Consider the following 16553-nt stretch of genomic DNA (forward strand, 5'->3'; position numbering starts at 1 on the left):
CTGTCAAAATTCAGAAACGGGCGGAGAAACGATACCCCGTGCCGCGAACCGTTTGCACCATACGATCATGGCCACTGTGTTCCAGCGCTTTGCGCAGGCGGCGAATATGGACGTCCACCGTGCGGTCTTCCACATAGACGTTGGTTCCCCAGACGTGGTTCAGCAACTGCTCGCGGCTGTACACTCGCTCAGGATGGGTCATAAAGAAGTGCAATAATTTAAATTCCGTCGGCCCCATGTCCAGCGGACTGTCGCCGGTCATCACCCGATGCGACGAAGGGTCGAGGCTCAGACCCTGCATTTCGATCACCTCTTCCACCGCCATCGGCGAAATACGGCGCATCACCGCTTTGATCCGCGCCACCAGCTCTTTCGGTGAGAAAGGCTTGGTAATATAGTCGTCCGCGCCGGTCTCCAGGCCGCGAACACGATCCTCTTCTTCTCCACGCGCGGTCAGCATCACAACCGGGATATCCCGCGTCATCGCCTCGCGCTTGAGCAACTTAATAAACTGCAGCCCCGAACCACCCGGCAGCATCCAGTCAAGGAGAATCAAATCAGGCCAGGGTTCATTGAGTTGATTCACCGCGCTGTCATAATCTTCCGCCTCGACGGGCTGAAAGCCATTTTGCTCCAGAACAAAGCAGACCATTTCGCGGATTGGAGCTTCATCTTCAACGACCAGAATTCTTCTCGCCATTATTTACCCTGTGTTTTTTAGCCATCAGTATAGAAGTGCGGCGTCATTATGCGTCACTTTTGTGACAGATTTATGAAAAAAATGACGGTCTGATGATCGGGTAATTTGAAGCATGACGCGGACTTACCCCGCGCCGACAAATGATATACTGCCGCCCATGCTTTTTTCGCTAGGGAAGATTTATGCGCCTCCTTCACACCTCCGACTGGCATTTGGGCCAGAATTTTTACAGCAAAAGCCGCGCGGCAGAACACGACGCTTTTCTTACCTGGCTGCTGGCCCGCGCGCAGGAGCATGAAGTCGACGCCATTATCGTGGCTGGCGATATTTTTGATACCGGCTCGCCGCCGAGCTATGCCCGCGAGCTGTATAACCGTTTTGTCGTCCAGTTGCAGCAGACCGGCTGTCGCCTGGTGGTGCTGGCGGGCAATCACGATTCAGTGGCGATGCTCAATGAGTCCCGCGATATTCTCGCCTTTTTGCACACCACCGTGGTGGCGAACGCCGGCTACGCGCCCATTGAGCTGCCGTTGCGCGACGGCACCCCTGGCGCCATCTTTTGCCCGGTGCCGTTTTTACGCCCCCGCGAGCTGGTTACCAGTCAGGCCGGCCACTCCGGTCGGGAAAAACAGCAACAGCTACTGCACGCCATCAGCGACTATTATCAGGAGCAGTATCAGCAGGCCTGCGCGCTGCGCGGCGATCGGCCGCTGCCCATCATTGCCAGCGGCCACCTGACCACCGTCGGCGCCAGCAAAAGCGATGCCGTCCGCGACATTTACATCGGCACGCTGGATGCCTTTCCGGCGCAACACTTCCCGCCTGCCGACTACATTGCGCTGGGCCATATTCATCGGGCGCAGGTGGTCGGTGGCTGCGAGCACATCCGCTACAGCGGCTCGCCGCTGCCGCTGAGCTTCGATGAAACCGGCAAAGCCAAATCGGTGCACCTGGTGAGTTTTAACGACGGGCGCCTCAGCGCCGTGGAAACCCTGGAGGTGCCCGTGACCCAGCCGCTGGCAGTGATCAAAGGCGATCTGGCCGCCATCACCGCCCAGCTGGAGCAGTGGCACGGCGTCGAGCAGGACCCGCCGGTGTGGCTGGATATCGAAATTACCACGGAGGACTACCTGCACGATATTCAGCGTCATATTCAGGCGCTGACGGAGGATCTGCCGGTGGAAGTGTTGCTGGTACGCCGCAGCCGCGAGCAGCGCGAGAAAATATTGCTCAACGCCCAGCGGGAGACCCTCAGCGAACTGAAGGTGGAAGAGGTGTTCGAGCGCCGGCTGGCGCTGACCGAGATTGACGATGACAAGCGCGCCCGGCTGCACGAGCTGTTCACCCATACGCTGCATACGCTCACCGCGGAGGACGAAAACGCATGAAAATCCTCAGTCTGCGTCTGAAAAACCTCAACTCCCTGAAGGGTGAATGGAAGATAGACTTTACCGCCGAGCCGTTCGTCAGCAACGGCCTGTTCGCCATTACCGGCGCCACCGGCGCCGGCAAAACCACCCTGCTCGATGCCATTTGCCTGGCGCTTTATCACGAGACGCCGCGCCTGAATAAAGTTTCCCAGTCGCAAAATGACCTGATGACCCGCGATACCGCCGAATGTCTGGCGGAGGTCGAGTTTGAAGTCAAAGGCACCGCCTACCGCGCTTTCTGGAGCCAGAACCGGGCACGCAACCAACCGGATGGCAATCTGCAGGCGCCCCGCGTCGAGCTGGCACGCTGCGCCGACGGCAAAATCCTCGCCGATAAGGTCTCGGACAAACTGGAGCAAACCGCGACGCTCACCGGGCTAGACTATGGCCGTTTCACCCGCTCGATGCTGCTTTCCCAGGGACAATTTGCCGCCTTCCTGAACGCGAAGCCGAGCGATCGCGCGGAGCTGCTGGAGGAGCTGACCGGCACGGAAATCTACGGCCAGATTTCGGCCATGGTCTACGAACAGCACAAAGCTGCTCGCCACGCGCTGGAGAAGTTCGAAGCCCAGGCGGCGGGCATCGTTCTGCTGACGGAAGCGCAGCAGCAGGCGCTGCAGGAAAGTTTGCAGGTACTCACTGACGAAGAAAAAACCCTGCTAACGCAGCAGCAAAACCAGCAACAGCAGCTTCAGTGGCTGACGCGCTGCGACGAGCTGGCGCAGCAGCACCAGCAGGCGGTTAGCCGGCAGCAGCAGGCCCGCCAGGCGCTGACCGACGCCGCCCCGGCGCTGGCGAAGCTTGAGCTGGCCCAGCCGGCCGCCCAACTTCGCCCCCTGTGGGAGCGTCAGCAGGAACAGGTGGCAGGTCTGGCGCAAACCCGGCAACGGATCAACGAAGTAAATGCTCGCTTACTTGCCTGCACCGCGCAGCGCGCGCGCATCCGCCGCAGCGCCCTGCACGCTCAGCAGCAGCGTCAGGCTGAACTGACGGACCTGGCGCAGTGGCTGGCGGCCCATGACCGATTCCGCTTATGGGGCCAGGAGATTGCCGGCTGGCGGGCGCAATTCTCGCAACTGACGCGCGATAAACAGCAGCTAACGGCTCAGACCACCCGCCTGGCCGCGCTGCGCCAGAAACTAAGCGCTCTGCCGGCCAGCTCCCTGTCATTGTCCGCAGAGGAAGTCGCGGCGGCGATGGCGCAGCAAACGCAATCGCGGCCGCTGCGCCAGCGGCTGCTCTCCCTGCATGAACAGCATCAGCAGTTGCACAAACGCCTGCGGCAGAGCGCCGAGAACATCCAGCAGGCGCAAACGGAGCAGGCAAAACTCAATGCCACCCTGACGCAACGTCGGGAGCAATATAAAGACAAAAACCAGCACTATCTCGACCTGAAGGCGCTCTGCCAGCGGGAAGAAACGATTAAAGATCTGGAAGGTTACCGCGCCCGGCTTGAGGCGGGGAAGCCCTGCCCGCTGTGCGGATCCTGTGAACATCCGGCGATTGAGCAATACGCCTCCCTAACGGTCACGGATAATCAGCGCCGCCGCGACGCGCTGGAAAAAGAGGTCGCCGCGCTGAAAGAAGAAGGTCTGCTGGTCCTCGGGCAGGTCAACGCCCTGACGCAGCAGCTCCAGCGTGAGACCGAAGCGGCCCGGCGGCTCACAGAGGAAGAGCAAGCGCTCACTAAAGCGTGGCAGGAAACCTGCGCCGCTCTGCAGGTCACGCGGGATATTGCGCAAGAGATAAACGACTGGATGCAGGAGCAGGAGCGCTACGAGCAGCAGCTCTATCAGCTCAGCCAGCGTCTGATGTTACAGAGCCAGCTCAACGACCAGCAAGCGCTGGAGCGCCAGGCTCACCAGCAGCTGGAGACCACGCGCCAGGGGCTGGAGAACGCCCTGCAGACGCTGTCGCTCAGCCTGCCGGAAGAAGGCGCAGAAGCCGCCTGGCTGCACGCTCGCGAAAGCGAATTTGCCCGGTGGCAGGCGCAACAGACGCGGCATGGCGCGCTCCAGGAGCAGATCGCCGCCCTGAAACCGCTGCTCGATACGCTGCCGCCCGGCGATGAGGATGACGCGGAGGCTGAGCCGGTGATCCCGGACAACTGGCGCGAAATCCACGAGGAATGCCTGTCGCTGCACAGCCAGCTTGTCGCCCAGCAGCAACTGGAGACCGAAGAAACGGCGCGCGTACATCAGTCACAGACGCAATTCACGACTGCCCTGGCCGCCAGCCGCTTCAACGATCGGGAGGCGTTCCTCGCCGCACTGCTGGATGACGAGACCGCCCAGCGGCTGACGCAGTTAAAACAGTCGCTTGAGCAGCAGCTTCAGCAAGCGACGGTGCTCTGCGAGCAGGCGACTCAGCAGCAACAGGCGCATCTGGCGCTGCGGCCGCAAGGATCAGACGCGGACGGCCCCACCCTGCAAACGCAGCTGCACGCCCTGGCCCAGCGGCTGCGGGACAACACGACCCGTCAGGGTGAGATCCGCCAGCAGCTCAGGCAGGATAATGAAAGCCGCCAGCAGCAGCAGGCGCTGGGGCAGCAGATTGCAGAGGCGGCGCAGCTGGCGGACGACTGGGGCTATCTGAATTCGCTGATCGGCTCCAGCACCGGCGACCGGTTCCGCAAATTCGCCCAGGGGCTGACGCTGGATAATCTGGTCTGGCTGGCAAACCAGCAGCTCAACCGCCTGCACGGCCGCTATCTGCTGCAACGCAAGGCCAGCGAGGCGCTGGAGCTGGAGGTGGTCGATACCTGGCAGGCCGACGCCGTGCGCGACACCCGCACTCTCTCCGGCGGCGAAAGTTTCCTCGTCAGCCTGGCGCTGGCCCTGGCGCTGTCAGACCTGGTGAGCCATAAGACACGGATTGACTCCCTGTTTCTCGATGAAGGCTTTGGCACCCTCGACAGCGAAACGCTGGATACGGCGCTGGACGCCCTGGATGCCCTTAACGCCAGCGGCAAAATTATCGGGGTGATCAGCCACGTGGAGGCAATGAAGGAACGTATTCCGGTGCAGATCAAAGTGAAGAAGATAAATGGCCTGGGCTACAGTCGGCTGGACAGAGTGTTTGCGGTGGAGTGAGGTCTGAATTATGGCGATGTCCCCTTACCCTAACCCTTTCCCGGAGGGAGAGGGAACCGTCCGGCGCCGGTCTGTAATTTCGCACGCTATTGCGATTCCCCTCTCCCTGCAGGATGAGGGGTTCCCGGCCACTGCCTCTACCACCCGCACCGTACCGCTTTTCTCCCTCTCCCTGCAGGGAGAGGGCCGGGGTGAGGGGGAGCGGTTCAGGTCCCCTGGAGCGGCCACAGCCAGGCCGCGCCGCGTACTCCGCTGGAGTCACCGTGCAACGCTTTGCGGATCGGCGTTTCACACTCGCCGCCGAAGACCCACTGCTTCACCAGGTCCGGTACCGTTTGATACAGACGCTCGACGTTGCTCATCCCGCCGCCCAGCACGATAACGTCCGGGTCGAGGATATTCACCACGTGGGCCAGCGATTTCGCCAGCCGCTGTTCATAGCGGCTCAGCGCCAGTTCGGCCTTTTCGTCACCTTCGCCCACCAGACGCATAATCTCGCTGCCGGTTAACCCCTTGCCGCTCAGCCGCTGGTAGTCGGTGGCAAAGCCGGTGCCGGAGATAAAGGTTTCGATACATCCCTGTTTACCGCAGTAGCAGGGCACTTCGGCGCGATAGCGCAGCTCATCGTCGTTCATCCACGGCAGCGGGTTATGCCCCCACTCGCCGGCGTTACCGTTGCCGCCGATATGCGCCCGCCCGTTGAGCGCCACCCCGGCGCCGCAGCCGGTGCCGATAATCACCGCAAACACCGTTTGCGCCCCCGCCGCCGCGCCGTCCACCGCCTCCGACACCGCCAGACAGTTGGCGTCGTTGGCCAGCCGGACTTCACGCTCAAGGCGCAGGCTGAGATCCTTATCAAAGGGCTGGCCGTTGAGCCAGGTCGAGTTGGCGTTTTTCACCACCCCGGTATAGGGCGAAATTGCGCCAGGAATGCCCATCCCCACGGTACCCTGCTGCCCGGTCGCCTGCTCGGCCATCGCCACCAGGGTGGCGATAGTCTCGATGGTTTGCCGGTAGTCCTCACGCGGCGTGGGTAACCGGTGGCGAAACAGCTGCTCTCCCTGGTCGCTCAGGGCTATCACTTCGGTTTTTGTTCCACCTAAATCAATACCAATACGCACGCTCAGCTCCTCACCCCGATTAACAATGCAAGCATAGCGACAATTCGCTATCATGCCCGCCTGATTTAACGACAAAGCCGTGGAAATTATCATGCTGTGGTTCAAAAATTTAATGGTTTACCGTCTCAGCCGCGATATCGAATTGCGCGCCGAGGAGATGGAAAAACAGCTGGCCGAGCTGACATTTACCCCGTGTGGCAGCCAGGATATGGCGAAAACCGGTTGGGTGTCGCCGATGGGATCGCACAGCGACGCGCTGACGCATACGGCAAACGGCCAGATCATTATCTGCGCGCGTAAAGAAGAAAAGATCCTGCCGTCGCCGGTGATCAAGCAGGCGCTGGAGGCGAAGATCCAGAAGCTGGAAGCCGATCAGGGCCGCAAGCTGAAGAAGACCGAGAAAGATTCCCTGAAAGATGAAGTGTTGCACTCGCTGCTGCCGCGCGCCTTCAGCCGCTTCAGCCAGACGATGATGTGGATCGATACCGTTAACGGCCTGATCATGGTGGACTGCGCCAGCGCGAAGAAAGCGGAAGACACGCTGGCCCTGCTGCGTAAAACCCTCGGTTCACTGCCGGTGGTGCCGCTGACCCTGGAGAATCCGATTGAGCTGACGCTGACCGAGTGGGTCCGCTCCGGCACCGTGGCGCAGGGCTTCCAGCTGCTGGATGAAGCCGAGCTGAAAGCGATGCTGGAAGATGGCGGCGTGATCCGCGCCAAGAAACAGGATCTGGTAAGTGACGAAATCGCCGTGCACATTGAGGCCGGGAAGGTCGTCACCAAGCTGGCGCTGGACTGGCAGCAGCGTATTCAGTTTGTGATCTGCGACGATGCGTCAATTAAGCGCCTCAAGTTCTGCGATGAATTACGTGACCAAAACGAAGATATCGATCGGGAGGATTTCGCCCAGCGCTTTGACGCCGACTTTATCTTAATGACCGGCGAGCTGGCTGCCCTGATCCAAAGCCTGGTAGAAGGGCTCGGCGGCGAAGCGCAGCGCTAAGCGCCGCTTTCCTTCCTGCCAGGCAGGAAGGAAAAAACAACCCGGCGGCAGGCGCCGGGCGTCACTCTGGCTTACAGATAGCGGCACAGATAAGAGGTTGGCTCAGCCACCTGCAGATGAAATTCGCTGTTGCCTGGCACATTGAAAACTTCGCCGGCGGCGTAAACTTTCCACTCAGTCTCACCCGGCAGCAGGACATTCAGCGCCCCGCTGACCACCGTCATCTCTTCCGGCTGCGCCGTACCAAAGGTGTATTCCCCTTCCGCCATCACGCCAACGCTGGCGCGACCGGTACTGCTGCTGGTGAAGCCAATGGATTTCACTTTTCCGTCAAAGTATTCATTGCTTTGAAGCATAAACAAGCCCTTCTGATCGTCGGTTAAAGGCTCAATATAGGGGGCGCTCCTTGCCCCTGTCACGTGAAATTAACACATTAGACCAATAGTTCTGCCGCCAGTCGGGAAACCAGCACATTCGACAGCAAAACCGGGACGTCCAGGGCTTTTTGTAACACATCGCGGTGATGCTGATAGTAACCGAGACAGTCGAGCACCAGCACGTCGGCGCCCTGCTCCAGCAGCGTTTTGCCGGCGCTTAATAACTCACTGTCGCTGCCGGTAAAAGGGTTGGCCAGCGCGTAGTACGGCGACTTTTCCAGCGAGAGCCACTTTTGCCGCTGCATGGGCATGATCTCTTCCACCGGCACGATCACCCCCACCTGATGCCCATCGACGATCGACGCCACCAGCGGCGGGATGATCCGCTGCGGCTCAAGAAGGATCGCATGGTGGGTGGTAAAACCGCTTAACTGTTCGGAGCTAAGCAACAGGATCACATCATAGTTCTGCCGATCCAGCATCGCGATCACGCTGCGGATATCGCGTTCAATTTTCTGCCGCGATACCATCACCAGCTGGTTATCATTAAGCAAGGTCAGCAGGCCCTGCTCGCCGTCACCCACCGCGTACTCTTTGGTTACCTCAGCATGTGTCATATCGCCCAGCAAACTAATGTGGGTGATCTGTTCTTCCCTGATATGTTCGGTCAGGAGCGGCAACACTCCCGCCAGCGGCACAACGCCGATGGTCAAAATTGCCATCGTTGCACTACTCATATCATGTACCTTTTCACTACCACTGCTTCAAGACAGACTTACCACACACGGCATCCGCCCCCCTGGTGAGTAAAAATCAACCGTCGAGAAGCGTAGCAGTTCCGCGCCGCGGTTGAATGTAAAGATTGCCGGGCGACAGCGGCGTGCCTGAAAAATCCGTGTGTTAGATATTCATTAGTACGACTGATAAATAAAAAATGTGAGATACGCCCGATATTGCCAGTATGGCCGGCAATCCGGGCTCAGGGGTTACGACTTATCAGGATCTTCATAGCGCCGCTTGGCATCCACGGCTTCCTGCTCGGTAGGATGTTCGCTGATCAGCGAATTGGGTTCAGGATAATCCGCGCGGAGTTGATACCAGGTGACGGTCTGACCCTGCGGGCCTTTCTCTACCGCAACCACGCGCGCTTCTCTCGGATATGGGGGCCTGTTTGGCATAGTTCTTCCTTCTTCTGGTATCAGAACTATCAAGTATAGGCGCCCCTCGCCGCCTTAATGTAAGTAAATTCTTAACTTACCGGGGTTGCCGTCGCGCCGCACAGCATGGTCATAATCTGCTCCACCACCCGATCCGGGGAGGCCGTGGCATCGACAATATGATGGGCGGCATCACGGTATAAGGCTTCGCGCTGCGCCAACACCTCGCCCACTTCCTCACGTACCGGCTTACCGGTAAGCGTCGGCCGCTGTTCGGCTTTTGGGTAGGCCTCCAGACGATCAATGAGCGCCGACACCGAGGCCTGCAGATAGATCACCACGCCGTTCTCCCGCATAAACTGGCGATTACCTTCCGCCAGCACAATACCGCCGCCGGTGGCGATCACCGTATTCGGCAGAGTCACGGCCTTCAGCGACAGGGTCTCCAGTTCGCGAAAACGCGCCCACCCTTCTGCCTGCACGATCTCGGCCACCGTCCGCTGCTCATGGGCCTGCAGCCGATGATCGGTATCGGAGAACTGAAAATGCCGCGCTCGCGCCAGCGCATGACCGACGGTGGTTTTACCGCAGCCGCGTGGCCCGATGAGAAAGATTGGCTGTGTCATGACCGAAGACCCCCTGGTTCCGCCTGTCGTAAAATATGAAAACGAAAGAACGTATTATCGCTGTTTGTTCCGTAACGTAGTAGTAAACAAAACGTTACACAACTTCTTTGCACCCCATCACCACAGTGACAAAAGGGGCTCTTGATGTAAACTTATCATTGCATTAAGTGTTTAACCAGCTTTACTTTCGGCTGGGCGTTATTTTTTATCCAACGCTGGCGTAAACGGTAACACATTTATGCATAGCTTTACGAAGCAACATATTTACAACATCGTGTTTCAGACGCACCCTGATGCCTATTCGACAGTGTGACAGAGGAATGTAACATGCAATCTGAAGAACAACGCCTTATTGATGGACTGTTTTCCCGGCTAAAAGAGGCTGAGGCGCACAGTGCATCGCGCGATACCAGCGCCGAGGAGCGGATTGCCCAACATGTAAGCGCGCAGCCGGCGGCCCCCTACTATATGGCGCAAACCATTCTTATCCAGGAAGCCGCGATTAAACAGCTTAACGATCGCATCCAGGCGCTGGAGAGCCAGGTCAGCCAGCTGCAGGCGGCGAAGCCCAGCAGCGGCGGATTCCTCTCCGGCCTGTTTGGCGGTGGCGGCTCGTCACGCGGCTCTGACCCCATCCCGGGCGCGGAGCAATACGGTCGCCCGCAGGCCAGCACCCAGTCGCAGTATGCCCCGCCGCAACAGCAACAGAACTATGCCCCGCAGGCAGCGGCACGCGGCGGCGGCTTTATGGCGGGCGCGCTGCAAACGGCCGCAGGCGTAGCGGGCGGCGTGGTGCTGGGCAATATGCTGACCAACATGTTCAGCGGCTCGCACCCGCAGGAGATCGTCAATATCATCGAAGAGCAGCCGCAGCCTGCTGCCGCCGCGCAGGACGCCACCGCGGGTGACGATCCGTTCCGCCAGGGAGACGATCAGTTCCTTGCCGACAACACCTGGAACGACGACTTCGACGCCGGCTTTGGCGACGATGATATTGGCAGCGACGACGATAGCTGGGTTTAACCCTGCTGACGCTTAACCGCCAGCAACCACTTCTCCAGCTCGGCGGCAAACTGTTGCCGGTCGCGCTGCGATAAACTATCCGGGCCGCCGGTCTGCACGCCGCTGGCCCGTAATGTCTCCATAAAATCCCGCATCGTCAGGCGCTCGCGGATCGTCGCCTCGCTGTAACGTTCCCCGCGCGGATTCAGCGCCGCCCCGCCCTTCGCCAGCACCTCTGCCGCCAGCGGGATGTCGGCGGTGATGACTAAATCTCCCGCCGCGCACTGGCGAACGATTTCGTTATCCGCCACGTCAAAACCTTGCTCAACCCGCAGAGTGCGGATGAAACGCGACGGCGGCACGCGCAGCGGCTGATTCGCCACCAGCGTCACCGGGGTCTGGGTACGCTCTGCCGCGCGGAACAAAATCTCTTTAATCACGTTCGGACACGCGTCCGCATCTACCCAAATAGCCATGCCAGCTCCTGTTACCTGCAATAAGTGACGCCAATGTTACCTGCTTTTCTCCCCCATGAAAGCGCAGGATGGTAAGCTAATCAGATCGTAACGAAAAAAGCAGAGGGGAATGGTGATGGATAAGAAAATTGGCTTTATCGGCTGCGGCAATATGGGTAAGGCCATTCTGGGTGGACTGATCGCCAGCGGCCAGGTACAGCCGGGACAAATCTGGGTCTACACTCCGTCGCCGGATAAGGTTGCGGCTCTGCGCGACCAGTATGGCATCAACGCCGCCGGGAGCGCTCAGGAAGTGGCGCAGATTGCCGATATCGTCTTCGGCGCGGTTAAGCCGGGGATCATGACCAAAGTGCTGGGCGACGTCGCCTCAAGCCTGAATAAAGAGTCGCTGGTGGTCTCCATCGCCGCCGGGGTCACGCTTGAGCAACTGGCGCGCGCCCTCGGTCACGATCGCAAAATTATTCGCGCGATGCCCAATACGCCGTCGCTGGTCAACGCCGGTATGACCTCCGTCACGCCTAACGCGCTGGTGAGCAGCGAAGATGTGGCCGAAGTGCTGACCATTTTCCGCTGCTTTGGCCAGGCGGAACAAATTGCCGAGCCGATGATCCATCCGGTGGTGGGCGTGAGCGGCTCCGCGCCGGCCTATGTCTTTATGTTTATCGAAGCGATGGCCGATGCCGCCGTCCTCGGCGGCATGCCGCGCGCCCAGGCCTATAAATTCGCCGCCCAGGCGGTAATGGGCTCCGCCAAAATGGTGCTGGAGAGCGGAGAGCATCCGGGGGCGCTGAAAGATATGGTCTGCTCGCCTGGCGGGACCACCATCGAAGCCGTCCGCGTACTGGAAGAGAAAGGGTTCCGCTCCGCGGTGATCGAAGCCATCACCCAGTGTATGGAGAAATCAGAGAAACTGAGCCGCTCCTGAGCCTGAGAGGGTAGGCAGCAATGCCCTGAGTGTTCAAAGAAGAAGGGAGCGCGCAGGCGCTCCCTTTTTTTTCAGGCTTTCTTCAGGCAGGTACTCATGAAGGTACTGCGTTCATCACCCTTCAACGATTTTGCCGAGGCCGCTTTGTTGCAGTCGCTCATCTTCTGCTGCTGAGGGGTGAGCGATTTTCCTTGCGACGTAGTGGTCTCTTTTTTCAGGCACTGGCTCATAAACGTTTTGCGCTCATCTCCTTTCAGCGCTTTGGCTGACGCTTGCTGATTGCAGTCCGTCATCTTTTGCTGCTGTGGAGTGGGCGTTTTTTCTGCCGCGCCAACCGCGCTGATAAAGATCAAGCCAAACAGTAGAGTCATTAGTAAGGTTATTTTCATCGCACCATCCTTCTGTGAGTGGATCGTTGTAAGTCTGGACGCAGATAGAAAAAAAACCAGCCGGTGACGCGATTTCGCCACCGGCAGCGACTTATTTCAGACTCAGGGCGGCTTTCATGGTCGAGAACAGGTCGGTCTGGTCGGTCAGGCCGACGACGTTAGCCGCGTGTGGACCGTAGGCCGCAATGCGCAGCTGGGTGCCGGTATGCTCCATCGACTCTTCCTCAGAGTTGCCGTAGCTCATGACCATCACTGCGCCATCGTGGGTATTCAGAGCCTGGGTCAGTCCCGGGGCTTTGCTGTCCGCCGGAATGATCTGGCTGGCGTGCGCATGGTCGGCGGTGACGATCACCAGGGTATTGCCGTCTTTTCGCGCAAACTCCAGCGCCTTCTGCACCGCTTCGTCGAGGTCTACGGTTTCGCCGATCTGGCCACACGGATTCGCCGCATGATCCTGTTTATCGATGGAAGCGCCTTCCACCTGCAGGAAGAAACCTTTCTCGTTGCGGCTCAGCAGGTCAATCGCTTTCTCCGTCATCTGCGCCAGCGTCGGCACCGAGGCGTCGCGTTTCGGGTTTGGCGTACAGGTCACCGGCGCCTTATCGATATTGCCGTGATAAGACGCCTTCGGCCCTTCCCAGCGAACCGGCATATTGCCATCGGCGAAGAGACCCAGCAGCGGCTTAGCCTGACTGGCGTCAGTCGCGGCGGCAAGGGAAGCCGCGTCGGTCACAATCTGGTAGCCGCGCGCTTCCGCCTGCTCGCGCAGGGTTTTGCCCTGCCACTCGCCCGCCGTCGCCGTTTCGGCAAAGGTCTTCGCCCCGCCGCCTAAGGTGACATCCGGCCGGGCGTTCAGCAGCTGTTCGGTAATGGAGCCTTTGCCCCCTTTCTCCAGCGCATTGCTGGGGCATTTTTCACTGGTGACCGTGGGGCCGTAACATTTACGCGATGTCACATGCGCCACCAGCGCTGCGGGGGTGGCGTCCTGCAGCTCGGCGGTGGAAACGTTGCCGGTGGCCAGCCCCGCCGCTTTCGCCAGCTCGAGGATGGTCTGATGCGCGTTCTCATGAATATCGACGCCCAGCGCGCCGTTATAGGTCTTAACGCCGGTGGTCCAGGCGGTGGCGGACGCCGCCGAGTCGGTCACGTAGTCCGGTTTCCCGGTTTTTTTATCCAGCGAATAGTGCGTGTACTGCCCGGTTAACGGCAAGGCGTCAATGCCTTTAAAGAAACCGCCCGCCCCTTGCGCATAATTTCGCGCAGCGGTGATTTCCGAATCACCCATGCCATCGCCAATCAGCAAAATAACGTTTTTAGCTGGCTTATTGATTAACGAGGCGCGCAGCGCTTCGGTTTGATCGCCGGTTAAACGACGCGCGCCGCCGGGAGTGGTGATATCTCCCTGCGCAGCGCGATTTTCCAGAACCGGCGCAGCAGTGGTTTCTGCATGAATAACCGGCGAGCCCAGCAGAGGAACCAGGGCAATAAACAGGGCGCTTAATTTCACTTTTGTCATCTCCATGTAAAAAATACTTAAAAAAACAAAACGGGGGAGACTTTATAAAAGGGAGATGACAGAAAAATGACGGCATCCTTGTCGTGTCACAAAGACTAGCTACGAGGATGCCGCAACAGCTTCTTTAGATATTGCTGCAGCAGCATCGCATCCTGGTCGTTGACCGGCGGACAGGGCGTCACCTGGTCAATCGCCTGTTCTATATCCTGAATCAATGCCTGCTGGGCATCATGCTCCATATGGCGCAATAATGCGGTGACCACGATCTCCAGCGCTTCAACCTGCACCGTCAGTTCCTTTGCTTCTTCTTCCTTTTGCGCCAGTTTAACCAGTAACTCAGCAATGAGATTCTTCATAGCACCAGTTCCTTATGCGAGGCCTGTTTTTGGTTGGGATGTCATGCCCGATGACGAACATCAGAATTACTTAAAATAAGAATCGTCGCAACACCCAATATACTGCGAAACGTTTTACCACAATAAAATACCACTATAAATAGTATTGTTTAATCACAACCGGAGCGGGCTATAACCAGATTTAGCGGCAAATAATAAAATGGAATATCGCTCACGAAATGGCGATAACAAAAAGTAATGGTTAATGTACCGACGGTGAATAACGCTGACGGTATCGCGATAAATACCGTCAGCAGAGGTTCAGGCGTTAGCCCGGCGGGTGCGGCGCAGCATCCATGCCAGCTGCCAGAGGTTAATGAAAACGATAATGGCGGTAGCAATAAACACCCAGCGGAAGCCGGCCATGGCCGATACAGAGGCGCCAATCAGCGGCCCGGCGACATTGCCCAGATACATAAACGACTGGTTATAGCCAAAGATGCGTCCGGTGACGCTGTCGCTGCTGTATTTCAGCAATAAAGTCTGCACCGCCGGGAGCATCGCGCCATCAGCAAAGCCGAGCAGGAAACGCAGCGTACCCAATTGCAGCGGGGTGGTGACAAAAGACATGGCGAAAAACATCACCACTGCGCAGCAGAGCGTCGCGAGCAGGATCCGCGAGGTACCGATGCGATCGCCTAACTTACCCAGCCGTGGCGCAGAAATCAGCGCCGACACGCCAGGCACCGCGGCGATCATCCCGGCCAGAAAGGCGATATTGTTGCTGTCCGGCGCCATCGACTTGATAAACAGCGCCAGGATCGGGCCAATTGAGCCGTTGCACAACTGGATCACCAGGGTGGTGAAGAACAGGCTGATCACCAGCCCCGGATAGGGTAAAGAGGCAAGGACTTGTTTTCCGGTGAGGCGCTCGCTTTTACTGACTTGAGGGCGCCCTCCCTCTTTGATCAGAAACAGGGTCACCAGAAAACTGATGGTCAGCAGGATCGCCGTAATAAAAAAGACCATCCGCAGCCCGACGTGGTCCGCCAGGAAGCCGCCCAGCAGCGGGCCGCCGATCACGCCGCTGATTTGCGCGGTTGATAGCGTGCTCAGCGCCCAGCCGCTGCGCTCGCGCGGCACCTGGGAGGCCACCAGCGCCATGGCGTTGGGGATATAACCGGAGGTTAAGCCCATGATCGCCCGCAGGATAAACAGCTGCCAGACGTTAGTGGCGAAGGCCTGCAGTAAAATAGCAATCGCCATCCCCAGCGAGGCACGCAGCAGCATCAGCTTGCGGCCTTTGCGGTCTGCCAGGCTCCCCCACATCGGCGAGACGATCGCCGAGACAAGAAAAGTCACGCTGAAGGTCAGCCCCGACCACATCGACAGCGCTTCATGCGAGGTAACGCCCAGCTGGGAGACGTAGAGGGGCAAAAAAGGGAGAATTTGACTGATCGCCAGGCCGGTAAAAAAGCAACCAAACCAGACGGAGATGAGATTAACCTTCCAGGATTCCATAACTACGCGTATTCATTAATGATTTGCCAATTATTACCTAGCTTAGCAATTTCATTCCACTGGTGTACTACCATAGATGCGCTGGCGGTGAGTTTGGTGTTTTATGAGTGTGGATGAGAACCTGACGAAGCATTTTCTGGTCATTTAGGCTACTCACAGCGCTTTATGCTCAAAAGCAGAAGCCCTGTCCGCGCATCCCCAGATGAAAATGATTGGCGTGAGCCGCATTGTACTCTGGCCCCAGCGCGTTGCCGAAGTAGTGGCAGCTGTTGTTCAACAGCGCCGCCAGCCAGGGATGCGAGGTCTCGCTCCGCCAGCCCTGCAGGACGCTGACGCGTCGGCCGTCCGCCAGGCGGAAACCGCTGACGTCCAGCGCGTCCGCCGTGGCGTGTTCACTGCGCCGCGCCTGTTGCCGATGGTAGATATTGCGGCAGGCGAAGCTGCCGAGATGATCGATCTGGCGCAGATCGCTCGCCATCAGTTGACGGGTCAGCGGTTTCGCCTGCTGCTCGACATACAGCGCACTGCTCAGCGCCAGCGGGCAGCTGGCGAGGAAACTGCTGCTCAGCGTCACGCTGCCAAAATTCGCTACCCGCACCACGTTATGCAGCGGGCAGCTTCCCTCGCTGTCCGCCACCGGCTGGCTGGCGATAAGCCGGCGGCGATTGGCTTCCGCCAGCAGGGAGGCGCACTGGTCTGCCGTCAGCCTGCGCAGCTTGAATGACGTCAACCAGCCCGGGGGATCGTCAAGCGCCAGCGGCGCCAGCGGATTCAGGTGCGGCGGCAGATAGCGGTATCCTAACAGGCCCGCGCCGAGCAGCCCGGCCAGCACCAGCAGCGTCTTTCCTCTCACGCCCACTCCCGTCAATTGATCAGGTAAATA

17 protein-coding genes are annotated in these 16553 nt (G+C 58.9%); 5 read left to right on the forward strand and 12 right to left on the reverse strand.

All coding sequences use genetic code 11. The features are described 5' to 3' along the window. Nucleotides 1–10 precede the first annotated feature (10 nt). The gene (gene phoB, locus R0140_RS21550; protein WP_002890343.1) at nucleotides 11–700 is read right to left on the reverse strand and encodes a phosphate response regulator transcription factor PhoB; all 690 of its coding nucleotides are present in this window, start codon (nucleotides 698–700) and stop codon (nucleotides 11–13) included. A 182-nt stretch (nucleotides 701–882) separates the two neighbouring features. On the opposite strand from phoB, the gene sbcD reads away from it, so the two are divergent. Together sbcD and sbcC are read left to right on the forward strand one after the other, a co-directional pair. After that, the gene (sbcD, locus tag R0140_RS21555) at nucleotides 883–2088 is read left to right on the forward strand and encodes an exonuclease subunit SbcD (RefSeq protein WP_117122337.1); all 1206 of its coding nucleotides are present in this window, start codon (nucleotides 883–885) and stop codon (nucleotides 2086–2088) included. Then, entirely contained in the window at nucleotides 2085–5222 is a 3138-nt protein-coding gene (gene sbcC, locus R0140_RS21560; protein ID WP_032739175.1) for an exonuclease subunit SbcC, read from the forward strand. The genes sbcD and sbcC overlap by 4 nt, the downstream gene beginning before the upstream one ends. A 206-nt stretch (nucleotides 5223–5428) precedes the next feature. Here sbcC and mak read toward each other — a convergent pair whose 3' ends face one another. Beyond that, entirely contained in the window at nucleotides 5429–6343 is a 915-nt protein-coding gene (mak, locus tag R0140_RS21565) for a fructokinase (protein WP_012542714.1), read from the reverse strand. Between the two features lie 91 nt (nucleotides 6344–6434). Here mak and rdgC point away from each other — a divergent pair, with 91 nt between their 5' ends. Beyond that, nucleotides 6435–7346, forward strand: coding sequence for a recombination-associated protein RdgC (gene rdgC / locus R0140_RS21570; RefSeq protein ID WP_002890285.1), 912 nt, complete (start codon nucleotides 6435–6437; stop codon nucleotides 7344–7346). Between the two features lie 71 nt (nucleotides 7347–7417). Here the strand turns inward: rdgC and ppnP are convergent, their stop codons facing one another. The 4 genes from ppnP to aroL form a co-directional block, all read right to left on the reverse strand. Next, nucleotides 7418–7702 carry a pyrimidine/purine nucleoside phosphorylase gene (gene ppnP / locus R0140_RS21575; RefSeq protein WP_002890284.1) on the reverse strand — a complete coding sequence of 95 codons (285 nt, stop codon included), beginning with the start codon at nucleotides 7700–7702 and terminating at the stop codon, nucleotides 7418–7420. Between the two features lie 77 nt (nucleotides 7703–7779). Continuing rightward, nucleotides 7780–8460 carry an AroM family protein gene (locus R0140_RS21580; protein WP_008805351.1) on the reverse strand — a complete coding sequence of 227 codons (681 nt, stop codon included), beginning with the start codon at nucleotides 8458–8460 and terminating at the stop codon, nucleotides 7780–7782. Between the two features lie 249 nt (nucleotides 8461–8709). Then, complete coding sequence (locus R0140_RS21585) at nucleotides 8710–8901, reverse strand: YaiA family protein (RefSeq protein ID WP_008805350.1); 192 nt, start codon at nucleotides 8899–8901, stop codon at nucleotides 8710–8712. 71 nt (nucleotides 8902–8972) lie between these two features. Next, entirely contained in the window at nucleotides 8973–9506 is a 534-nt protein-coding gene (gene aroL, locus R0140_RS21590; protein ID WP_008805349.1) for a shikimate kinase AroL, read from the reverse strand. 327 nt (nucleotides 9507–9833) lie between these two features. Here aroL and R0140_RS21595 point away from each other — a divergent pair, with 327 nt between their 5' ends. Then, nucleotides 9834–10529, forward strand: coding sequence for a DUF2076 domain-containing protein (locus R0140_RS21595; RefSeq protein ID WP_023297116.1), 696 nt, complete (start codon nucleotides 9834–9836; stop codon nucleotides 10527–10529). Here the strand turns inward: R0140_RS21595 and R0140_RS21600 are convergent. Beyond that, nucleotides 10526–10984: a YaiI/YqxD family protein gene (locus R0140_RS21600; protein WP_008805347.1), complete on the reverse strand. Its 459-nt coding sequence runs from the start codon at nucleotides 10982–10984 to the stop codon at nucleotides 10526–10528. The two genes, R0140_RS21595 and R0140_RS21600, sit on opposite strands and share 4 nt — an antisense overlap. Nucleotides 10985–11099: 115 nt before the next feature. On the opposite strand from R0140_RS21600, the gene proC reads away from it, so the two are divergent. Next, complete coding sequence (gene proC / locus R0140_RS21605) at nucleotides 11100–11909, forward strand: pyrroline-5-carboxylate reductase (protein ID WP_008805346.1); 810 nt, start codon at nucleotides 11100–11102, stop codon at nucleotides 11907–11909. 71 nt (nucleotides 11910–11980) lie between these two features. Here proC and R0140_RS21610 read toward each other — a convergent pair whose 3' ends face one another. The 5 genes from R0140_RS21610 to R0140_RS21630 all read right to left on the reverse strand — a co-directional run bounded on the left by R0140_RS21610 (nucleotide 11981) and on the right by R0140_RS21630 (nucleotide 16523). Further along, nucleotides 11981–12298: a PsiF family protein gene (locus tag R0140_RS21610; RefSeq protein WP_117106611.1), complete on the reverse strand. Its 318-nt coding sequence runs from the start codon at nucleotides 12296–12298 to the stop codon at nucleotides 11981–11983. Nucleotides 12299–12389: 91 nt separating this feature from the next. Beyond that, on the reverse strand, nucleotides 12390–13820 hold the full coding sequence (gene phoA, locus R0140_RS21615) for an alkaline phosphatase (RefSeq protein ID WP_012542718.1): 1431 nt from the start codon (nucleotides 13818–13820) through the stop codon (nucleotides 12390–12392). Nucleotides 13821–13909: 89 nt separating this feature from the next. Continuing rightward, entirely contained in the window at nucleotides 13910–14170 is a 261-nt protein-coding gene (gene iraP, locus R0140_RS21620) for an anti-adapter protein IraP (protein WP_008805343.1), read from the reverse strand. Between the two features lie 300 nt (nucleotides 14171–14470). Beyond that, nucleotides 14471–15670 (reverse strand): multidrug efflux MFS transporter, encoded by a 1200-nt coding sequence (locus R0140_RS21625; protein ID WP_008805342.1) that lies wholly within the window; start codon nucleotides 15668–15670, stop codon nucleotides 14471–14473. A gap of 169 nt (nucleotides 15671–15839) precedes the next feature. Then, complete coding sequence (locus tag R0140_RS21630) at nucleotides 15840–16523, reverse strand: extensin-like domain-containing protein (protein WP_023297115.1); 684 nt, start codon at nucleotides 16521–16523, stop codon at nucleotides 15840–15842. Nucleotides 16524–16553 lie beyond the last annotated feature (30 nt).

This window comes from Klebsiella sp. w6, assembly GCF_033100215.1.
In the GTDB taxonomy this organism is placed as follows: domain Bacteria; phylum Pseudomonadota; class Gammaproteobacteria; order Enterobacterales; family Enterobacteriaceae; genus Klebsiella; species Klebsiella variicola.

What these genes read in the sequence shown, in the direction of transcription:
- R0140_RS21580 (WP_008805351.1), bottom strand. Translation starts at nt 8,460, where the DNA reads ATGAGTAGTGCAACGATGGCAATTTTGACCATCGGCGTTGTGCCGCTG.
- R0140_RS21610 (WP_117106611.1), bottom strand. Translation starts at nt 12,298, where the DNA reads ATGAAAATAACCTTACTAATGACTCTACTGTTTGGCTTGATCTTTATC.
- phoB (WP_002890343.1), bottom strand. Translation starts at nt 700, where the DNA reads ATGGCGAGAAGAATTCTGGTCGTTGAAGATGAAGCTCCAATCCGCGAA.
- phoA (WP_012542718.1), bottom strand. Translation starts at nt 13,820, where the DNA reads ATGGAGATGACAAAAGTGAAATTAAGCGCCCTGTTTATTGCCCTGGTT.
- proC (WP_008805346.1), top strand. Translation starts at nt 11,100, where the DNA reads ATGGATAAGAAAATTGGCTTTATCGGCTGCGGCAATATGGGTAAGGCC.
- sbcD (WP_117122337.1), top strand. Translation starts at nt 883, where the DNA reads ATGCGCCTCCTTCACACCTCCGACTGGCATTTGGGCCAGAATTTTTAC.
- iraP (WP_008805343.1), bottom strand. Translation starts at nt 14,170, where the DNA reads ATGAAGAATCTCATTGCTGAGTTACTGGTTAAACTGGCGCAAAAGGAA.
- R0140_RS21625 (WP_008805342.1), bottom strand. Translation starts at nt 15,670, where the DNA reads ATGGAATCCTGGAAGGTTAATCTCATCTCCGTCTGGTTTGGTTGCTTT.
- aroL (WP_008805349.1), bottom strand. Translation starts at nt 9,506, where the DNA reads ATGACACAGCCAATCTTTCTCATCGGGCCACGCGGCTGCGGTAAAACC.
- R0140_RS21595 (WP_023297116.1), top strand. Translation starts at nt 9,834, where the DNA reads ATGCAATCTGAAGAACAACGCCTTATTGATGGACTGTTTTCCCGGCTA.
- R0140_RS21585 (WP_008805350.1), bottom strand. Translation starts at nt 8,901, where the DNA reads ATGCCAAACAGGCCCCCATATCCGAGAGAAGCGCGCGTGGTTGCGGTA.
- rdgC (WP_002890285.1), top strand. Translation starts at nt 6,435, where the DNA reads ATGCTGTGGTTCAAAAATTTAATGGTTTACCGTCTCAGCCGCGATATC.
- sbcC (WP_032739175.1), top strand. Translation starts at nt 2,085, where the DNA reads ATGAAAATCCTCAGTCTGCGTCTGAAAAACCTCAACTCCCTGAAGGGT.
- ppnP (WP_002890284.1), bottom strand. Translation starts at nt 7,702, where the DNA reads ATGCTTCAAAGCAATGAATACTTTGACGGAAAAGTGAAATCCATTGGC.
- R0140_RS21600 (WP_008805347.1), bottom strand. Translation starts at nt 10,984, where the DNA reads ATGGCTATTTGGGTAGATGCGGACGCGTGTCCGAACGTGATTAAAGAG.